Annotated in this window: 15 protein-coding genes and 1 pseudogene; 11 read left to right on the top strand and 5 right to left on the bottom strand. The window is 31.7% G+C overall.

What is annotated here, in order from left to right:
* Positions 1-11: 11 nt before the first annotated feature.
* The 6 genes from ACYQ1E_RS04240 (at position 12) to ACYQ1E_RS04215 (ending at position 5,910) form a co-directional block, all read left to right on the top strand.
* Positions 12-263 carry a hypothetical protein gene (locus ACYQ1E_RS04240; protein WP_459875645.1) on the top strand — a complete coding sequence of 84 codons (252 nt, stop codon included), beginning with the start codon at positions 12-14 and terminating at the stop codon, positions 261-263.
* A gap of 326 nt (positions 264-589) precedes the next feature.
* Positions 590-1,693 carry an ATP-binding protein gene (locus ACYQ1E_RS04235; protein WP_459875641.1) on the top strand — a complete coding sequence of 368 codons (1,104 nt, stop codon included), beginning with the start codon at positions 590-592 and terminating at the stop codon, positions 1,691-1,693.
* 182 nt (positions 1,694-1,875) lie between these two features.
* The gene (locus ACYQ1E_RS04230; RefSeq protein ID WP_459875638.1) at positions 1,876-2,493 is read left to right on the top strand and encodes a hypothetical protein; all 618 of its coding nucleotides are present in this window, start codon (positions 1,876-1,878) and stop codon (positions 2,491-2,493) included.
* A gap of 533 nt (positions 2,494-3,026) precedes the next feature.
* Positions 3,027-3,401 carry a hypothetical protein gene (locus tag ACYQ1E_RS04225; protein WP_459875635.1) on the top strand — a complete coding sequence of 125 codons (375 nt, stop codon included), beginning with the start codon at positions 3,027-3,029 and terminating at the stop codon, positions 3,399-3,401.
* Between the two features lie 56 nt (positions 3,402-3,457).
* On the top strand, positions 3,458-4,456 hold the full coding sequence (locus ACYQ1E_RS04220; protein WP_459875632.1) for a GmrSD restriction endonuclease domain-containing protein: 999 nt from the start codon (positions 3,458-3,460) through the stop codon (positions 4,454-4,456).
* Between the two features lie 218 nt (positions 4,457-4,674).
* Positions 4,675-5,910 (top strand): hypothetical protein, encoded by a 1,236-nt coding sequence (locus tag ACYQ1E_RS04215; RefSeq protein ID WP_459875629.1) that lies wholly within the window; start codon positions 4,675-4,677, stop codon positions 5,908-5,910.
* 273 nt (positions 5,911-6,183) lie between these two features.
* Here the strand turns inward: ACYQ1E_RS04215 and ACYQ1E_RS04210 are convergent, their stop codons facing one another.
* Both ACYQ1E_RS04210 and ACYQ1E_RS04205 read right to left on the bottom strand, forming a co-directional pair.
* Positions 6,184-7,098, bottom strand: coding sequence for a hypothetical protein (locus ACYQ1E_RS04210; RefSeq protein ID WP_459875627.1), 915 nt, complete (start codon positions 7,096-7,098; stop codon positions 6,184-6,186).
* A gap of 32 nt (positions 7,099-7,130) precedes the next feature.
* Positions 7,131-7,916, bottom strand: a complete 786-nt coding sequence (locus tag ACYQ1E_RS04205) for a hypothetical protein (protein ID WP_459875625.1) — start codon at positions 7,914-7,916, stop codon at positions 7,131-7,133.
* A 231-nt stretch (positions 7,917-8,147) separates the two neighbouring features.
* On the opposite strand from ACYQ1E_RS04205, the gene ACYQ1E_RS04200 reads away from it, so the two are divergent.
* From ACYQ1E_RS04200 to ACYQ1E_RS04190, 3 genes and pseudogenes are all read left to right on the top strand, one after another.
* Positions 8,148-9,074, top strand: a complete 927-nt coding sequence (locus tag ACYQ1E_RS04200; RefSeq protein WP_459875624.1) for a helix-turn-helix transcriptional regulator — start codon at positions 8,148-8,150, stop codon at positions 9,072-9,074.
* Positions 9,075-9,208: 134 nt separating this feature from the next.
* Positions 9,209-10,188, top strand: a pseudogene (locus ACYQ1E_RS04195) (Rpn family recombination-promoting nuclease/putative transposase).
* A 362-nt stretch (positions 10,189-10,550) separates the two neighbouring features.
* Positions 10,551-10,754 (top strand): HTH domain-containing protein, encoded by a 204-nt coding sequence (locus ACYQ1E_RS04190; RefSeq protein WP_459875622.1) that lies wholly within the window; start codon positions 10,551-10,553, stop codon positions 10,752-10,754.
* Here ACYQ1E_RS04190 and ACYQ1E_RS04185 read toward each other — a convergent pair.
* Genes ACYQ1E_RS04185 through ACYQ1E_RS04175 form a run of 3 tightly spaced genes read right to left on the bottom strand, consistent with a single transcriptional unit; the run spans position 10,721 to position 15,962 of the window.
* The gene (locus ACYQ1E_RS04185) at positions 10,721-11,713 is read right to left on the bottom strand and encodes a sodium:calcium antiporter (protein WP_459875620.1); all 993 of its coding nucleotides are present in this window, start codon (positions 11,711-11,713) and stop codon (positions 10,721-10,723) included. The genes ACYQ1E_RS04190 and ACYQ1E_RS04185 overlap by 34 nt on opposite strands.
* Positions 11,714-11,726: 13 nt before the next feature.
* Complete coding sequence (gene cobA, locus ACYQ1E_RS04180) at positions 11,727-13,247, bottom strand: uroporphyrinogen-III C-methyltransferase (RefSeq protein WP_459875618.1); 1,521 nt, start codon at positions 13,245-13,247, stop codon at positions 11,727-11,729.
* A 60-nt stretch (positions 13,248-13,307) separates the two neighbouring features.
* On the bottom strand, positions 13,308-15,962 hold the full coding sequence (locus ACYQ1E_RS04175; protein WP_459875616.1) for a valine--tRNA ligase: 2,655 nt from the start codon (positions 15,960-15,962) through the stop codon (positions 13,308-13,310).
* Positions 15,963-16,115: 153 nt separating this feature from the next.
* Here ACYQ1E_RS04175 and ACYQ1E_RS04170 point away from each other — a divergent pair, with 153 nt between their 5' ends.
* On the top strand, positions 16,116-16,955 hold the full coding sequence (locus tag ACYQ1E_RS04170) for an amidohydrolase family protein (protein ID WP_459875615.1): 840 nt from the start codon (positions 16,116-16,118) through the stop codon (positions 16,953-16,955).
* A gap of 277 nt (positions 16,956-17,232) precedes the next feature.
* Positions 17,233-17,928, top strand: a complete 696-nt coding sequence (locus ACYQ1E_RS04165) for a tetratricopeptide repeat protein (RefSeq protein ID WP_459875613.1) — start codon at positions 17,233-17,235, stop codon at positions 17,926-17,928.
* Positions 17,929-17,986: the final 58 nt, after the last annotated feature.

The raw sequence follows: 17,986 nt of genomic DNA, 5'->3' as shown, positions 1-17,986 counted from the left end.
CACGAATCATTATGCCGACACTTGCAGAAAAATGGATAGAACAAGGTCGTATGGAAGGTCGAATGGAAGGCATGATTTTAGAGGCCCAAGAAATGGTTCTTGAGGCTTTAATAGAGAGATTTGGACTTATTAAGCCAGATTTGTCTGTTAAAATTAAGGGAATTGTGAATAGAGAGGTTTTAAAAAGCCTGCATAAATTAGCCATTAGAGTGGATTCTTTATCTGAATTTGAGGAAAAATTAAAACAACTTGACAACTTGTAAGTTCTAGACTTTAGATTTTTGAAAGGTTAAACATTCAGCATAGAACATAGAACCTTATTTGCATGGCCATTGTCCTCTAATCACAAATCACTAATCACTAATCATAAAGAAAGCGAAAAGTAAACATATCAGGCATGTCACCTTTATTTTTCGGGTAACTTTTCAAAACTTTACATTTTTAAAAAATATGGTATTATACTCCCAAAAATTTTGGGAGTATGCTTTATGTTTGTACGCATAATTGAACCTTTAGTAGAAGAAGCTTTTGAAATTTTCCTGTTGTACTTATCACTGGTGCAAGACGTGTTGGAAAATCTACTCTTGTGATGAAGCTTTTTGATAATTATATAACTTTTGATGATATTACTACTTATTTATCTGCCAAAGAAGATCCAATCTCCTTTATAAGATCCCTTAAAAAGCCCGTAATTATAGATGAAGTTCAGAGAGTTCCTGAAGTTTTGCTTACAATAAAGCAAGATGTGGACTTGACTAGAAAGAAAGGGAGCTATGTTTTAACCGGATCTGCCAGTATTCTTGGCTTTAAAAATCTTGCTGATACCCTTGCTGGAAGGACGGCAATTTTAGAACTTTTTCCTTTAACCTGTAAAGAAATAAATGGTAAGGCAGAAGATATTTTAGAAATTTTGTTTAAGGAAAAATTTAAAAAAGAGCCTACCAGAATTGATGAAGACTTATTAATAGAGAGAATTCTTACTGGAGGTTATCCTGAAGTAAATAACATGGATTCAATAAAAGGAAGATATATCTGGTTTTCATCGTATATAACTACTTATATTGAAAGAGATGTAAGGGACATTGGTGAGCTTAGAAATATGGATAAATTTTTCAAGGTGTTAAATTTACTTGCCTCAAGAAGTTCTGGGATCTTAAAAAAGACAGATATTGCTATAGGAAGCGGAACTGACATTAAAACTCTGGACAATTATCTTAAACTCTTAGAACTGGTGTACATAGTCCATTTCCTTAAGCCATACAGCGAAAATATAGGAAAGCGCTTTGTTAAAAGCGGAAAAGTTTTTTTTATTGATAGTGGAATGTTACCTTATTTACTTGGAGTTTTAACCCCGGAAGAATTTCTTAATTCACCTTATAAAGGAATTATTTTTGAGACCTTTGTTTTTAGTGAACTTTTAAAAGCACTCAAATATTCATTCATTCCAACAGAGCTTTATTTTTACAGAACGCAGGAAGGAAAAGAGATAGATTTTATTGTAAAAAGAGGCGAAAAACTTCTTGCTATTAAAGTCAAATTTTCAAAAACAGTATCAAAAATGGATTTTAAACATATTATTGACTTTCAGTCTGCTTCTAAACAAAAAGTAAAAGGTTTTGTTATTTATACTGGTGAACGCATCCTACCTTTTGGAGAGGGGCTTTACGCCATCCCTATAAGCCTCTTTTTTTAGGATAATAATCCTTCCAAAATAAAAATTTTTTATTTTCTGCGACATACTATTGTCGTTTTGCGGTTGTTTAAAAAGAAAAAAAGAGATATAATAGAGTTTAAACTTTTTATGGCAGGGGAAAAAGTTTAAGCTTTTTTCAATTTATCAGGCCATTAAAACTTATTTTAAGGAGGGTGTAATCTATGATAAGTCAGGATGCAATTAACTGGATTACTAAAAAGGAAAAAGCCATAAATGAAATCGAAGCTTTATTAAAAGCTATTGCCCAGAAAGTGGAAGAACTTGATAAAGAAGCATTACTTGCACCAGCAGAAATTGAGGAAGAAAATGGCAGGGCATACTGGGAATTTCTAAAGGAAGAAAGCAAAAATGAACCAGGATTGGATTTGGGGGAAGAACATAAAGAAGAGGAGGAGGATTTTGAGGACCATACAGATGAAGAAGATGATTGGGATGAAGAGGAAGAAGAGGAGGAAGAAGAAGAAGAAGAGGAAGACAGGGATAAAGAGATAACCATAGGCATCTATCTCTGGCCACCTGAGCCTGAGAAAGCTGTATTGAGTATTTATTTGGAATATTTTGGTTCTGGTGATTATGATGAAAATTGGAAAACACTAAAACAACTGAAATCAAAATTGGGAGGGAAAATCCATCTTTACCATGATGAATGGGGAGAGGAAAAGGTGGAAGTTGACTGTATTCCTCTGGAAGAAATAGTACAGGGCAAAATAAATCCAGAAGATGTTGCAAGAAAAATATATGAAATAGCTAAAAAAGCTTATACCTTTATAGAAGATTAGCACTTATTTGGGCACCTAACATTTAGGTGCCCGGTTCATCCAAATAAAGCTATATCAAAGGGATAAACTCTATAAACTAAAAAATTACAATGGGAGGTAAAGAAAATGGCTGGATATGTTTGTAAGTTTTGTGGTAGAAAAAGTTCATCACCATTTAGTGGCTACTGTTCAAGAAGTCCGCATAAAAACCATGAGTTAATGGGATAAGATGAGTTGGGCACATTCTCTGGGATGTGCCCGATTTTAAATATTTTTCTTTGAAAAACAAACTCAATAATGTTATACGTGAGGTCAGTACTGTTCACACCCATATTCATATTTGTTCCTTTTCCCTCCCAAATGTTAGATAAGCCTGTTTTTTATGTCGTTTTTCGGTTGAAGAGAAATGAAAAGAGGAATAATAATGGACTAACTGGTTTAAATGACAGGAACAAATTCCTAGTTTTTTTAGCAAGCATACAACAAAATATTCAAAGTGTGCCCTAAAAAAGTGACTTATTGCAGGCGTATAAAAAAATTTAATGGTAATGAATATGTTGACTAATTATCAAATAGAAAAAATTAAATACCTTAATACAGAATTAGTTAAACTTGAACATAAAATTTTTAATTTATCCCGCCAATATGAGAAGGAAATACAGAAAGGAATAAAAGATGGAACTTATGATATAGACGACTATGAGATAGACCTTGAAATATGTTTCTGTTCCGGTTCAAAAGAACTTGCTTCAGGGTTTGAATTCCTTAAATATGATATGAGGCATTTTAGAACACTGTCTTATAGTGGAATAGCCGATGGAAATAATCATAATGTCGCCTTGAACCCTAAGTTAAAGGGACAACATCATTGTTGGTTTTTACATAAGCTTTATGATGATTACTTTTTAACTAGGATAAATTTAAATTAATTAGAATTAGTTAAAGTATTATTGACAAATATATATAAATAATGGAGGTATGCAAAATGCAAAAAGATACTTTCTCATTAAATGACATTTATACTTATTTTATTGATGGCAAAATAAAATTGCCACTTATCCAAAGAGGCTTTGTATGGAGTCCATATCAAATAGAAAATTTATGGGATTCTCTGTTGCGTGGCTATCCTATAGGTTCAATTGTTTTGCATCCAAGGCAAGAAAACAATCAAAAATTTTTTGAATTATTGGATGGACAACAGAGAATTACTGCGATTTGCTTAGGTATGTTACATAGAAACAATGAGAATATTCAAAGAGATATCTTAAAATTACCAACAAAAAATATGCGAATATTTATTGATTTGGCAAAACCTAATCGAGAGGATACAAGAAAATATATTTTTCGAGTCATAACCCGTTCTCATCCTTGGGGTTATCAAAAAAATGATAATACCAGAACACTGGAGGTTAGGAAAATAAGAGAAGCATTAGAAGAAATAGGTAAAAAGCATAATACAAAAATAGAAAAATATTATGAAATGCCCTTAGAAAATTTTTATCCTTATGATGCAGTCAAACCATATCCATGGGATTTATTTATGAACGCATCAAATTTAGAGTATTTGAAAAAAAGTCTTGAAGAATGGGAACGTAAATACTGGAATGGGCAAGAAAGAAACAAAGAAGAAATAGAATGTTATAAAATTGAAGATATTTATGAATTAGTTAATGAGATACGTAATGTAAAAAAAATTCCAGCTATATATATAGATTTTTCCGCACTGTTAAAACAACAAAATATCCATAATGATGACACAATAGATGATATAGAAAATTTATTTATTAGATTAAATTCAGCAGGAACTCCTCTTACAGCAGAAGAATTAAATTATTCTATTTTAAAATCTCGTATTGATTCTGAGTTACAAAATAAGATTGAAAAGGCATGTAATAAATTATTTAGACCGTCTAGATTTATAACAATAGCGTATTGGTTATGGGATGCTAGTAAAAAAAAAATAAATTTCCAAGATTATCAATAAAACCAAGACAATTTCAAAAAGAAATACAAAATTCACTTGATGAATTTAAAAAAGTTATTTTAGAATTAATTGATGATAGAATTATAAATATTAATGATAAACAGAAAACAATTTTAGAATATGTAGAGTATATCTTAAAATATAGCGAAGATAATAAAATTGGACTGCCTTTTGTTACTGTCTGTCGCTTAAGTAATATGGCTCCTGAAATAATGTTTATGTTGCTTTATAGAGTATATATCTCAAAAGATAGATTTGTCCTAGAATCTGATCTACATAGACGAATGTTGGGGATAGTTACCATGTTTACTTGGCTAGGAAAAGGAGAAACACTGAGAGATTATTCTAAACTTCTTAGAAACATTTTTCCTGCTCTTACACGTTTAGATACAGAAAGATTTTGGTCATGGGAAACAGTGCAAAGGGGTAAATTGGAATATGATGAACAACAGGTTTTGCTTGATGTTCTTAGCAAGAAACAATTTACAAAAAAAATAAATAATCTGTTAAACATAAAGGGTAATTCTAAACAAGCTGAGATAGATAGATTAGGGACTGAACTCAATTTTTTTAAGAAACTTGCATTTGAAAAGGATTTACTTTTATTTTGTCAAAGGAAATTTCTTTATGAATATTTTGATGAAAAAATATTTATGCTGGATGATACGAATATGCCTTTTGACTATGATCATTTATTCCCTCAAAGTTATATTAAAAGAAAAAAAGGCATAAGGAAAACCTTAAAAGATTGGTATAATTCAATAGGTAATCTCAGAGCATGGCCTTATGAAATGAATAAAGGTGATTCTGACAGACCACCATATGAAAAATTGAAAGATAAGAATGTATTAAGAATGTCTTGTTGCAGTAATGAATGGAAGAATAATACTATTGATAGTAGTAAGATAAAAAGTAATAAGTGGATAGATGTATATAAATTAATTATGAAAAGAAATCTTAATTTATGTAAAACATGGTATGATGAATTTTTAATAGATAATTTACTTACAAAGCATAAGAAAATAAATTTATTAGAATATTTAGACAATAGAAAATGGGAAAAAGAGAAAATAGAAGATTGGGATAATTTTTATCAATATAATTTTACAGATAATATTTGTATGACAATAGCGTACGATAATGAATACTTTTTATATGATGAAGGGATAGAATTTAGTTTAATAGGACAATTTAATAATAATGAATTTAATCTGTATCATGTATACAATCACTTAAATAAAAATGATTTATATCAGAAAGATGAGGATGATGAATCTTTTTATATTTATAATTATTTTACTTTATTATCTACATTCAAACATTCAATTAAAATGTTATTAGAAGATATTAATAATTGGCTTAAAGGTCTAGATACATTAACTTTAAATAACAAAACTTTATCTCTTAGTGAAATATTTAAGGAATCTATAAAAAAGGAATTTCGTCCTGAATAATTGATGTAATAAAAGCTTGTAAAAATAGATTTAAAACATTGGTATTAAAATAGAGGTTGGATATGTTAAAAATGGAGGGATGTAACAGAGACTGTTTTGTTACATCCCCTCTTTTAATAATATCAGGTAATTCTTAATTAGTATTATGCAACATGTACCATTACAGTTTTACTGGTAAAGCGTATATTGTAAAAAAAGGTTCAAAATCTTTAATAATTTTTCTCTGATTATTTTTTATATCTTCGGAGCTTTCTGAATTAGTAAGATAGAAAATCAATCTGCCATTAATTTTTTATTAATAAGTTCTATCACCATCTCTGAATCTATTGTATATCCCCAATATTTTTTACTATTGTTTAAAAGATGATTTTTAAGGACTAGTAAATCCTTCCTAGAAATAGCGTTTTTAAATATAGAATAATATAATAATTCCAGTCTTGTTGTTTTATAATGTTTTAAATAAAAGTGATAATCATATTCTTTTATACATTTACAAAATGCCCTTCTTTGGAGCCAAAGATCAAGGCCTGGAAAGTCTGGAACATCATGTGGCTGATTTAAGGCAATATGTTTTATTATTTTTGATCTCTTAGTGTATTTTTCAAGAAGTAAAAAGGCTAAAAATACAATAGGAAATGATGAATAAAATTTTTCCCAATCCTCTGGTGTGGTATTTTCAACTGGATCCATAATTCCCTTTTCTGACAGTCTTTTATTTGGATCGCTTGTCTCTTTTTCTTGTCCAAAGAGCCAGAAATTGCAATAGTCTTTTAAAATTTTTGTCGAAACATCAATTAGCTTTGTTTTATCCTGTAGAAATTCTTTACAATATTCTTTATCGCTACACAATCTTTTTATAATAAAATTATTTAAAAATCTATATTCACATCTATTTGCATTTATGATATTAATTCTATTTACGAACTCAATATAATGATTATCTTGCAATATGTAGTAAAAATTTTTATTTTCTAAAATTAATTTTTCAAGTATTCTACAATAAATAATACATATTTCAGCAAAATCAGATAAAGATACAATATTACAACCTTCTTTTATCGTATTTAATTCTTCAATAAAATTTTCATTTTCTTCCATATAAACTGAATGAATAAATGGATCTGTTATATTAATCTCTACATCAATAAATTTGAGAAAATAGGCGCCTTCTATACAATAACCACACATTTTAAAACCGTCCTTTAATATGTGAATTCATATTACAAATACTTTAAAACCTGTTTTTTATTTAGAAAACTAAAAAATTTTATATAATCAATAGTTATTTCTGGGTAAAATTTATGAATAATGCCCATATCTGCGTATAAAAATTTAAATGAATTTTTTAATTGTGTTCTATCTATATTCAGTTGTTTGCATATGTTGTCTTTATTATTTATTTTGTTTAAATTATATCTTTTTACAAAATTATTTATTTCAGGATATATAAGTGATAGTATAAGCAAAAAGCATATTTTTACTTCAGGATCGTCAAAATAAAAATATCTTTCAGGCCTAAATGGTTTTCTAAAATTGTGTTCATATGCTAAATATAATTCTGTTTTTGGACAACTAAGCTCACTATTTAAATCAAGCAATTGCTCATATATTCTAAAAATACATGAACATTTTTGTTGAATATTGAGCTTTTGAAAATAGGACCAGTATGTGATTGCATCTATATGATCATTTCTATCTTCACAATCATCATGAAAAGCATCGAGATAATACTGATTTAAAAAATCCTCAAGCACATTTATCAATCTCCACTCTCTGTTTTCAAAAATCCAGAAAATTAGCTCCCAAAAACATCTTGCTTTAAATGAACGATGAGAATAATATTTATTTTTACGCTTTAAAATATGTTGAAAAAATGAAAATGTATCGTAGTTAAACAAATATTTTGAAAACACATAAACAGCTACCTTTTTATTTTTTTTCTGAAATTTTTTACTTGTAATTGCTTTTAAAATCATTTTTGCCTTTTTTGTTTTAAACTTATCCATAATTTTACCTCCTGCAATTAAGATAAAGTCACATATTGTTCTTTTTATTTTAATAGATTAATTATCTCCCAACAACCAGAAAACGACAACAGTATGTCGCTAAAAATAAAAAAATTATCCTTGTTTTGGAAAAGGATTGAGGGTAATTAAATCAAACATAATAACGCTTGAGATTTTATGAGTTTGTTTTAAGGTTTATTAATAACGGCTATTTTTAAAGGAAAAAAACCAATGGAAAGAATAGTTCGTTTAGGGAAAATTTTAAAAATTTTACAACAGAACAATACTGTTTCATTAAATAGTATTGTTGAAAAATTTAATGTCACTGAACGCACTATTCAAAGAGATATCAAAAAACTTCAAGAAGCTGGATTTTCTATAAAAAGAGAGAAAAAAGGTTTTTATAGCCTGGATAAAAATTTATTAAAAAATGATTTTTATTATAACGAGAGCGAATTGGCATTTATTCTGGGGCTTAGAGATCTGCTTTCCAAACTCGGTAAACCATTTCAAGATGCAGCAGATAATATCTTAACAAAAATTTACATCAATTCCAGCTCAGTAATTTTTATAGGCATGGAACCAACCATTCCTGTTAATAATAAAATATTCAACCAGCTTGTGCGAGCTATTGTCAATAAAAATTTGATTACTATTGAATATAGTGTTTATTCTCCATTTGAGGTTACTCTTGAGCCTTATAAACTCGCGTGTTTCGAGGGATTTTGGTATCTTATAGCATTGGATAGAGAGAAAAAAATCATTAAAAAATATAGTATTGATAAAATTCAAAAAGTAAGCATATTGAAAAAATGTTTTAATAAAATACCCTCAGATCTGGATAATCTTTTAAAAAATAGCGCAAATATCTGGTTTTCATCACAAAAAGATATACAAGTCAAAATTCTGGTAAAAGAAGAGTGTGCTGGATATTTTAAGCGTAAGACACTATTTCCCACACAAAAAATAGAAAAAGAAAACCATGATGGCTCAATTATTGTTTGTTTTCAGGTAGGACGTTTTGAAGAAATCATCCACTTTTTAAAAAGTTGGTTCCCTGGAATTAAAATTTTAGAGCCAGAGGAGTTGAAGAAAATGTTAATAAAAGACATGAAAGAGTGGATTAAATGGCAGGAAGAGGCATCCCCCCTATCCTAAAACAAAATCTTCTCCCTTTTTAAGTCAGTATGTAACTAAAGTAATGTCAAAATGTTATCTGGATATTTTTTTAAGATGCCATCTTTTACCAAACTCCTCTTGCCATTTATTAAGTGATGTTTTAATAAAAAATTATGGACAGAAAATACATACAGAATCCTCATGATGCATTTGTGCAGGAGATCTTCTCGCACAAAGAGCAGGCAAAGGATTTCTTAAAAAATTATTTGCCTCAAAATATCTGCAAATTAATTGATTTTGATTCTCTTACCATTGTCAAAAATTCCTTTGTGGATGAAGATTTAAAAAGACATTTTTCTGATTTACTCTATGAAGTCCAGATAAGTTCCAGAGATGGATTTATTTATTTGCTTTTTGAGCACAAAAGCATCCCGCAAAGATTCACTGCTTTGCAACTTCTCAGATACATGGTCAAAATCTGGGACTATATCTCAAACAAAATCATTCTTCTACTCTACCTGTTATTATTCCATTAGTCATCTACAATGGTTACAGAAAATGGACAAAAAAAACAAACTTTTCCGATCTTTTTGGAGAGACTGAAAAAGAATTAGATGTTTATATACCAGACTTTAACTATCTGCTCTACGACCTATCTAGTATATCTGACGAGGAAATCAAAGGAAAGGTGATATTAAAGGCTACTTTAATGGCCCTTAAATACCTTACTACACCTGAACCAGGCAAATATCTGGATCGTATTTTCAACCTTTTTCAGGGACTTGGTGAGAGTAATACACCACTTCAATATTTGGAAACGCTACTTCGCTATATAGCCAATGCAACTGACAAGATAGATGAAAAGGATATAAAAAAGGCAATAAAACAAACAGGAAAGGGGGCAGACATTATGCCAACACTTGCAGAAAAATGGATAGAACAAGGACGAATGGAAGGACGAATGGAAGGCATGATTTTAGATGCCCAAGAAATGGTTGTCGAGGCCTTGATGGAGAGGTTTGGCCTTATTAAGCCAGATTTAGCTGTTAAAATTAAAGGAATTGTGAATAGAGAGGTTTTAAAAAGTTTGCTTAAACTCGCTATTAGAGTAGATTCCATACAGGAATTTGAGGAGAAATTAAAACAACTTTAAGAGTAGGTGGAGTGAACAGTGATCTGTCCACAGTGAACAGAAAAAAAATTTACATTTAAAACCTATAAGGGCGCTTGTTCACTTCCTTATAAATGTAACATTATTTGCCGGTTCCTATTTTTTTCTTTGTAATAGATCCAAAGAAGGGGTTTTTATGAGACAAATTAGTATAAAAACCTCCTGCTGCCTATGTGGCCTAATCCATTAGGGCTAAATGGAGTTGAACTAGGACAGGGAGATACTTATGAAGGGGCCCTTTTGAATATAAAGTCAACTATTTTGTTTTCACATAATATTTCTTGAGATTCTTTAGGTTTGTTTTAAGGTTTATTAACAACGGCTATTTTTAAAGAAAAAAAACAATGGAAAGAATAGTTCGTATAGGGAAAATTTTAAAAATTTTACAACAGAACAATACTGTTTCATTAAATAGTATTGTTGAAAAATTTAATGTCACAGAACGCACTATTCAAGGAGATATCAAAAAACTTCAAGAAGCTGGATTTTCTATAAAAAGAGAGAAAAAAGGTTTTTATTTGTACTGGATGAAAATGTATATTAAATAAATAAGAAGCAAATATATACCTTGCCATTTGGGAAAGAATTTTTTTCTTTTATTTATGGAGATAAAAAATCTAAAAGAATAAAGGATAATTAGCATAGCCGGGAAGTGGAGATGATAGAAATTTTGAGGAATATTTAATGGCGTTGCCAAAGCAGATGCACCAATAACAAAAAAACAGTTTAACACATCTGCCCCCACAATATTACCAACCATAATTTCAGGATGACCTTTTCTACCAGCAGTGATTGCTGTCATAAATTCAGGAAGAGAAGTTCCAAATGCTACTATTGTAGCAGCTATTACATCTTCTGGTACCCCAATTCGTCTTGCCAGCTCTTGAACTGTGAGTATCAAAAATTTTGAGCTAATAATTACTAAAAAAAGTCCAATAAAAACTTTTATAAAGGCTTTAAGCTTTGATGTTTTTTTGTCCTGAGAAGGGTGAAAAAGAATGCTATGTTTAGACCACTTATAAGTAAAATAGAGATATACAATTAACAGGAAGATAAACAAGACACCTACCCATCTATTTAAAATAGGGTTGTGGAATACATATTTTTGTATTAATGAGATAACAACAAGCAGAGTAGCTGAAAAAAATTGGACCCATCCAGTTCTATTTAATACAAATCTATCTATTGGAACCTTAAACAAAATACATGAACCACCCAAAATAAGGGCTGTATCTGCTATAATGGAGCCAACACCATTTCCCAATGCAAGGCCTGGATTGTTAGACCACGCAGCCATAACAGATACAAATGTTTCAGGGAGGGTAGTGCCTATTGATACTACAGTTGCTCCAATAACTAAGGGTGATAGATTAAGTGCTTGAGAGAGTTCAACAGCACCATCTACTGCATAATCTGCTCCTCTTGTAAGTAGAAAAATTAAAAATGCTGTGATTAAAACTAAATAAATAGATGAAATTGAATTTATAAAGTGTATATAAAAATCCATTCTCTACATCTTTTTATAAATTTTCTCTTACATATTTTAATATCTCTAAAACAAGGTCTTTGATTGTATAAGAATCAGGCATAATATCTGTGTTAAATCCATATTCCTTTAAAGTCTTTGCTGTAATAGGACCAATACATGCAAATTTTATATTATGACCATATTCAGAAACAAATTGAGCTGGTATTAATTTAAAGAAATTTTTTACAGTAGAAGAACTTGTAAATGTTATAAAATCTATTTCATCTCTTTTTATTTTTTCTTTTACAAAACTTACGTCGCCATCTCCAGTAGTTGTCTCATAAACTGGTACAACCACTACCTTTGCATGAGACTTCTCCAATTCTTTTATTAATACATCCCTTGCTTGTTTTGCCCTTGGAATGAGTATATTTTTCCCACTAACACCAATTTGTTTTAATTTTTCAACTATACTTTCAGCAATGAATTTTTCAGGAACTATATCAGGTATTATTCCAAAATTTTTTAGTCTTGTGGCAGTTGCAGGTCCAATTGCTACAATCTTTGATTTACCAATTGACCTAACATCCATATTATTTTTAAACAATTTATCAAAAAATAAATCCACCCCATTTACTGATGTAAATATTATAAAATCATAGGTATGGAGTTTGTTAAATTCTGAATAAAGATGGGAGTAATCAGACAGTTCTTTTATTTCAATTGTTGGCAGCTGGATACAACATGCCCCATATTCTCTAAGGAGGTTAAGTAAATCACTTGCTTGTGCCCTTGCCCTAGTAATTACAATATTTTTTCCAAGTAATGGCTTTTTTTCAAACCATGAGAGCTTATCTTTTAAAGACACTACATCTCCAACAACAAGTAGTGCTGGAGGGGTGATGTTTTCCTTTTTTGCCAGCTGAGATATGTTTTCAAGGGTAGATACCACACTTTTTTGTCTGCATGTGGTTCCCCATCTAACCAGTGCTGCTTTAGTATCTTTAGATAGTCCTGCTGAGATTAAATTTTTGGTTATTTGGGGAAGGTTTTTAACGCCCATAAAAAAGACCAATGTTGAGGCAGAGCGGGCCAGTTTATCCCATTCAATTACAGATGATTTTTTTGTGCTGGCCTCATGGCCTGTTACAAAGGTAACAGAGGATGAAAAATCTCTATGAGTTAGCGGGATTCCTGCATATGCTGGCGCTGCTACAGCAGAACTCACCCCTGGCACAACCTCAAATTCCAGTCCATTTTCAACTAAAAACTCTGCCTCTTCTCCACCTCGACCAAAGATATAGGGATCGCCTCCCTTTAGTCTTACTACTACATCATATTTCTTTCCAAGTTTAACTAAAAGCTCATTTATCTCATCTTGAGATAAGGTGTGATCACCACCTTTTTTGCCAGCATAAATTACCTCACATCCATCTTTTATCCACTCTAAAAATACCTCATTTGCCAAATAATCATAAACAATTGCGTCTGCTATGGATATTAATTCCTTGGCCTTTATGGTATAAAGCCCGGGATCTCCTGGGCCAGCTCCAATTAAATATACCTTTCCCATAATTATGTTTTCCTTAAAGTTTAAAACTAGAACTCACAACCTAAAATCCATCACCCAAATCTAAATAAAGGATTCAATTTTCTCAATTAATGAATTTATTTTATTTAATTCAATTTCTAAATCTTCTTTTTTTTGTTTTTCCTTTTCAACGATCTCTTTGGGTGCCTTATTTAAGAAGTTCTGATTATTGAGTTTGTTATTGACTTTGTTTAATTCTTTGTTGATTTTTTGTTTTTGTTTTTCAAGGCGCTCAACTTCTTTTTTGAAATCTATTATACCTTCTAATACCACATAGAACTCACATCCTTCACACACAAAACTGGCACAACCCTTTGGTATTTCAGGATCTTTATCGATTTTAAACTCTTTTATCCTGGCAAGTTGAGATATCACATCCTTGTTCTCCTTTAAAAAATCCATATGATCTTCATCAACTCTGGCTATCACATCTACCTTGGTGCCAGGATTTAAATCAAATTCACTCTTTATATTTCTTATGCCAACAACAAGGCCCTGGAAAAATCTCATTTGTTCATCTAAGGTTTTATCTTCCCACTCAGGTCTATATTCTGGAAATTTTACCTTACTTAAATCCTTTTCTTTTATACCTGGGAGAAGGGAGTATATATGTTGAGTAATAAAGGGTATAAATGGATGAAGAAGTATAAGGAGCTCAGAAAATACCTTAATTAGGCAGTTTCTAGCCCTTGCCTTAATAATAGAATCATCTGAATAGAGTTCCTTTTTAATCATCTCTAAATACCAATCGCAGAAGGTATGCCAGAAAAACTGATATAGGGCCTGGGCACTTTCGTTAAAATAATAGTTTTCTAGGGTCCTTTCCACTTCTTTTTTTAAGCCTTCTAATGCATGCAGGATATATCTGTGTGCAAAACTTAAGACGTTTGGGTCAACATCCTCTATGTTTACTGAATCGTCTGCATTAATGAGCACAAACCTTCCAGCATTCCAGATCTTGTTTATAAAGTGTTTATATCCTTCAATCCTGGCTTCTGAGAGTTTTATGTCCCTTCCCATTGCAGCAAATGCAGTGAAGGTAAATCTCAAGGCATCTGCCCCATATTTTGCGATCATATCTAAGGGGTCAATAACATTTCCAGTTGATTTGCTCATCTTTTTGCCATGCTCATCTCTAACCAGGGCGTGGATGTACACATGTTTAAATGGCACGTCTCCCATAAAGTGGATGCCCATCATCATCATTCTGGCAACCCAGAAAAATATTATGTCAAAGCCAGTGACCAGCAGGGATGTGGGGTAATAAATATTTAGCTCTTTGGTCTTATTTGGCCATCCAAGTGTGGAAAATGGCCACAAGGCAGAAGAAAACCAGGTATCCAACACATCTTCTTCCTGAACTATATTTTTGGAACCACATGCAGGGCAGGTAGTGATGTCCTCGGTTGATACACTTAGTTTCCCACATTCATTGCATGTCCAGGCAGGGATCCTGTGTCCCCACCAGATCTGGCGGGAGATGCACCAGTCCTTTATGTTATCTAACCATTCAAAATAGGTTTTTGTCCAGGACTCGGGAAAAAATTTTGTCTTTCCATCTAAAACTGCCTGTTTTGCTGGTTTTGCCAGTGGTTTTGTCTTAACAAACCACTGTTTGGAGACCAGGGGCTCAATTATTGTCTTGCACCTGTAACAGTGGCCAACACTGTGGGTAAGATCCTCAATTTTTTCTAAAAGTCCTTGTTTTTTTAACTCTTCAACTACCTTTTTCCTACATTCAAATCTGTCTAATCCTTTAAATTTTTCACCAGCATCTTTGGTCATATGCCCATTTTCATCTATGACCCTAACGAGCTCTAAGTTATGTTTTTTCCCTAGTTCAAAGTCATTTGGGTCATGTCCAGGGGTGACTTTAAGACATCCAGTTCCAAACTCCATATCCACATAATTATCAGAAATTACAGGGATAATTTTGTCAGTTAAGGGAAGTTTTACCTTTTTTCCAATATATTTTTTATATCTTTTATCTTCTGGATTTACACATACAGCTGTATCTCCCAGCATTGTCTCTGGACGGGTGGTAGCAACTATTAAAAAGTCATCCTCATCTACCAAGGGATATTTTATGTAATATAAATGCCCTTGTTTTTCTTCATGCTCAACCTCCAAGTCAGCAAGGGCAGTATGGCATCTTGGGCACCAATTAATCATGTAATCGCCTTTATATATAAGACCTTCATTGTATAGCCTTACAAAGACTTCTCTAACAGCCCTTGATAATCCTTCATCCATTGTGAACCTGAGCCTGCTCCAGTCAACAGATGCACCTAAACATTTTATCTGGTTTAAGATCTTACCTCCATATTCTTCTTTCCACTTCCATACCCTTTCAATGAATCTTTCCCGGCCGAGATCTTCTCTTGTAAGTCCTTGCTTTGCAATTGCCCTTTCAACTACATTTTGGGTAGCTATTCCAGCATGGTCTGTACCTGGAACCCAGAGAACGTTATATCCCTTTTGTCTTTTGTATCTGCACATTATGTCCTGCAGAGTGATATTTAGGGCATGACCCATGTGTAAGGTGCCTGTTACATTGGGTGGAGGGATAACAATAGAAAATGGCTCGCCTAAATGATCAGGATCTGCCACATAGGTGTTTTCTTTTTCCCATGTTTCTATTAATTTTTTCTCTATAGCTTCTGGTTCATACCCTTTTTCTAAAGCCTTTATCTCCATGATAACCAACTCCAATTTCTATTTTTTGTTATAGGTTTTTTATGGACAATTGAAATTTATTAAATTAAAAATTTGAATGTATTTACTAGGGCAATTTTATTGTTGAAGATTGACTATAAATAACACCATATGCTGTTTGTCAAGGAGTTTGCCATGATAATTGATGCACATGTCCATATATGTCCTAGAGAAGTAAGGGCAGAGAGGGAAAAATTTTTAGATGGTGAAGAAGAATTTGCTGCTATTTACAAAGATCCAAAGGCCAAATTAGTTGGAGCAAAAGAGCTTATTGAAAAGATGGATCAGGAGGGCGTGGATAAGTCTGTTGTATTTGGATTTCCCTGGCGAAAAAAAGAACATTTTAGATTAAATAATGATTATGTGCTAGAATGCGCACGCAAATATCCAGATAGACTTATTCCTTTTTGTTGTTTTAGTTTAGATTCTCCTTATATTGAAGAGGAAATTAAAAGATGTATTGATGAGGGTGCTAGAGGTGTTGGTGAGATTGCCTTTTATACAAGGGACATGGGAAAGGACGAGAGAAAGATCTTATCCAGGGTTGCCAGGATATGTGAAGAAGCAAATATCCCTGTATTGCTCCACACAAATGAGCCAGTTGGGCATTTTTATCTGGGAAAGAGCCCAATGACGTTGAAAAATCTCTATTTAGTGATAAAAGAAAACCTCAATACAAAATGGATACTTGCCCACCTTGGTGGAGGGCTTCCTTTTTTTGGTTACATGAAAAGAGAAGTTAAGGATGTTTTAAAAAATTGTTGGTTCGATACAGCTGCCATGATTTTTTTGTATGAGCCAAGAGCACTTTGTGTTATGATGGATGCAATTGGCGATGAGAAATTTATTTTTGGAACAGATTATCCCCTTGTTCCTCCGTCAAGATATATGAAAGAGTTTGAAAAGATTGAGCTTGATGGAACAAAAAGGAAAAAGATATTGGGAGAAAATTTTTTAAATATAGTAGCTTGCTAGTATCTATAAGGTGAAATCCTAGAGAGAAAATGTTAAAAAGTATTCTCTCCTCTGGTTGGTTAATGAAAAGGGGCAACTTTATCCATTCAATAAATATTAACAAATGAAAAAATACATTAAAATTTTTGTTTGTTTTTTAATTATTTTTTGCATTTTTTTTGTTGTTGAGTCTTATTCAGGTTCACTTGAATTACAACTTCTTAAAAAAAGAGTATACAAAGGTGACACTGTAGCTGAATATTTGTATGGAAGGAAGCTGGTTTTAGGGAATTATCCAATGGAAAAAAAAATAAAGGGAATACATTTTTTAAAAAAATCAGCTTTAAAAGGATATGCACCAGCAATTTTATTTTTAGCTCAGATGTATGAAAAGGGTATAGGTGGTATTGAGAGAGATTTTGTTGAAGCATATAAATGGTATAAAAAAGGAAAAGAAATAGGGCTTGAGATTGCAAAATTAAAGCTGGCTCCTTTGCATAAAGAAAAAAACAATGAAGATTTTCGTTTATTTGGTTTTGTATTAAAGGGTGCTAGAAGATTTGCCATAAGTTATATTTTACAAAAACATGGTGCAGTGCCAATTAAGATTAATGAAAACTCATTTTGTGATCTTTTTAGTACTCAGAAATTATTACCAGGAACCGATCTTATGCAGGTGTGTTACAATAAAGACGGCGAATTCGCCCTCCTTGAGTACAGATATCCACCAAGGCCTGTTGATTATGATAAGCTTCTGGCTTCATGGCTTGCGAAACTCAAAAAGAAATATGGTAATCCCAAAGAGATCAGGGTAAATAACCTTGTTGATAGATATGTTTGGGAAAAAAAAGGAATTTTGATATATTTTTGGATAGAACCAAAGACTTATACCTGTTTTTTAAGGTATGTGGATCCAGATACATACAAAAAATTATTTGAATTAAACAGAGCCAACAAAGAGAGAAAGAAACTTAATAGGATTGAATTTTTTTAGGAGTATTTAACAATCTGTGTGAGTGATCAGTGTTAGTGGACAACAGCTCACCCACACA

It is taken from the genome of Desulfothermus naphthae (assembly GCF_054657475.1).
The sequence above is the reverse complement of the archived record's forward strand: the minus strand, read 5'-3'. Positions and strand labels throughout refer to the sequence as shown.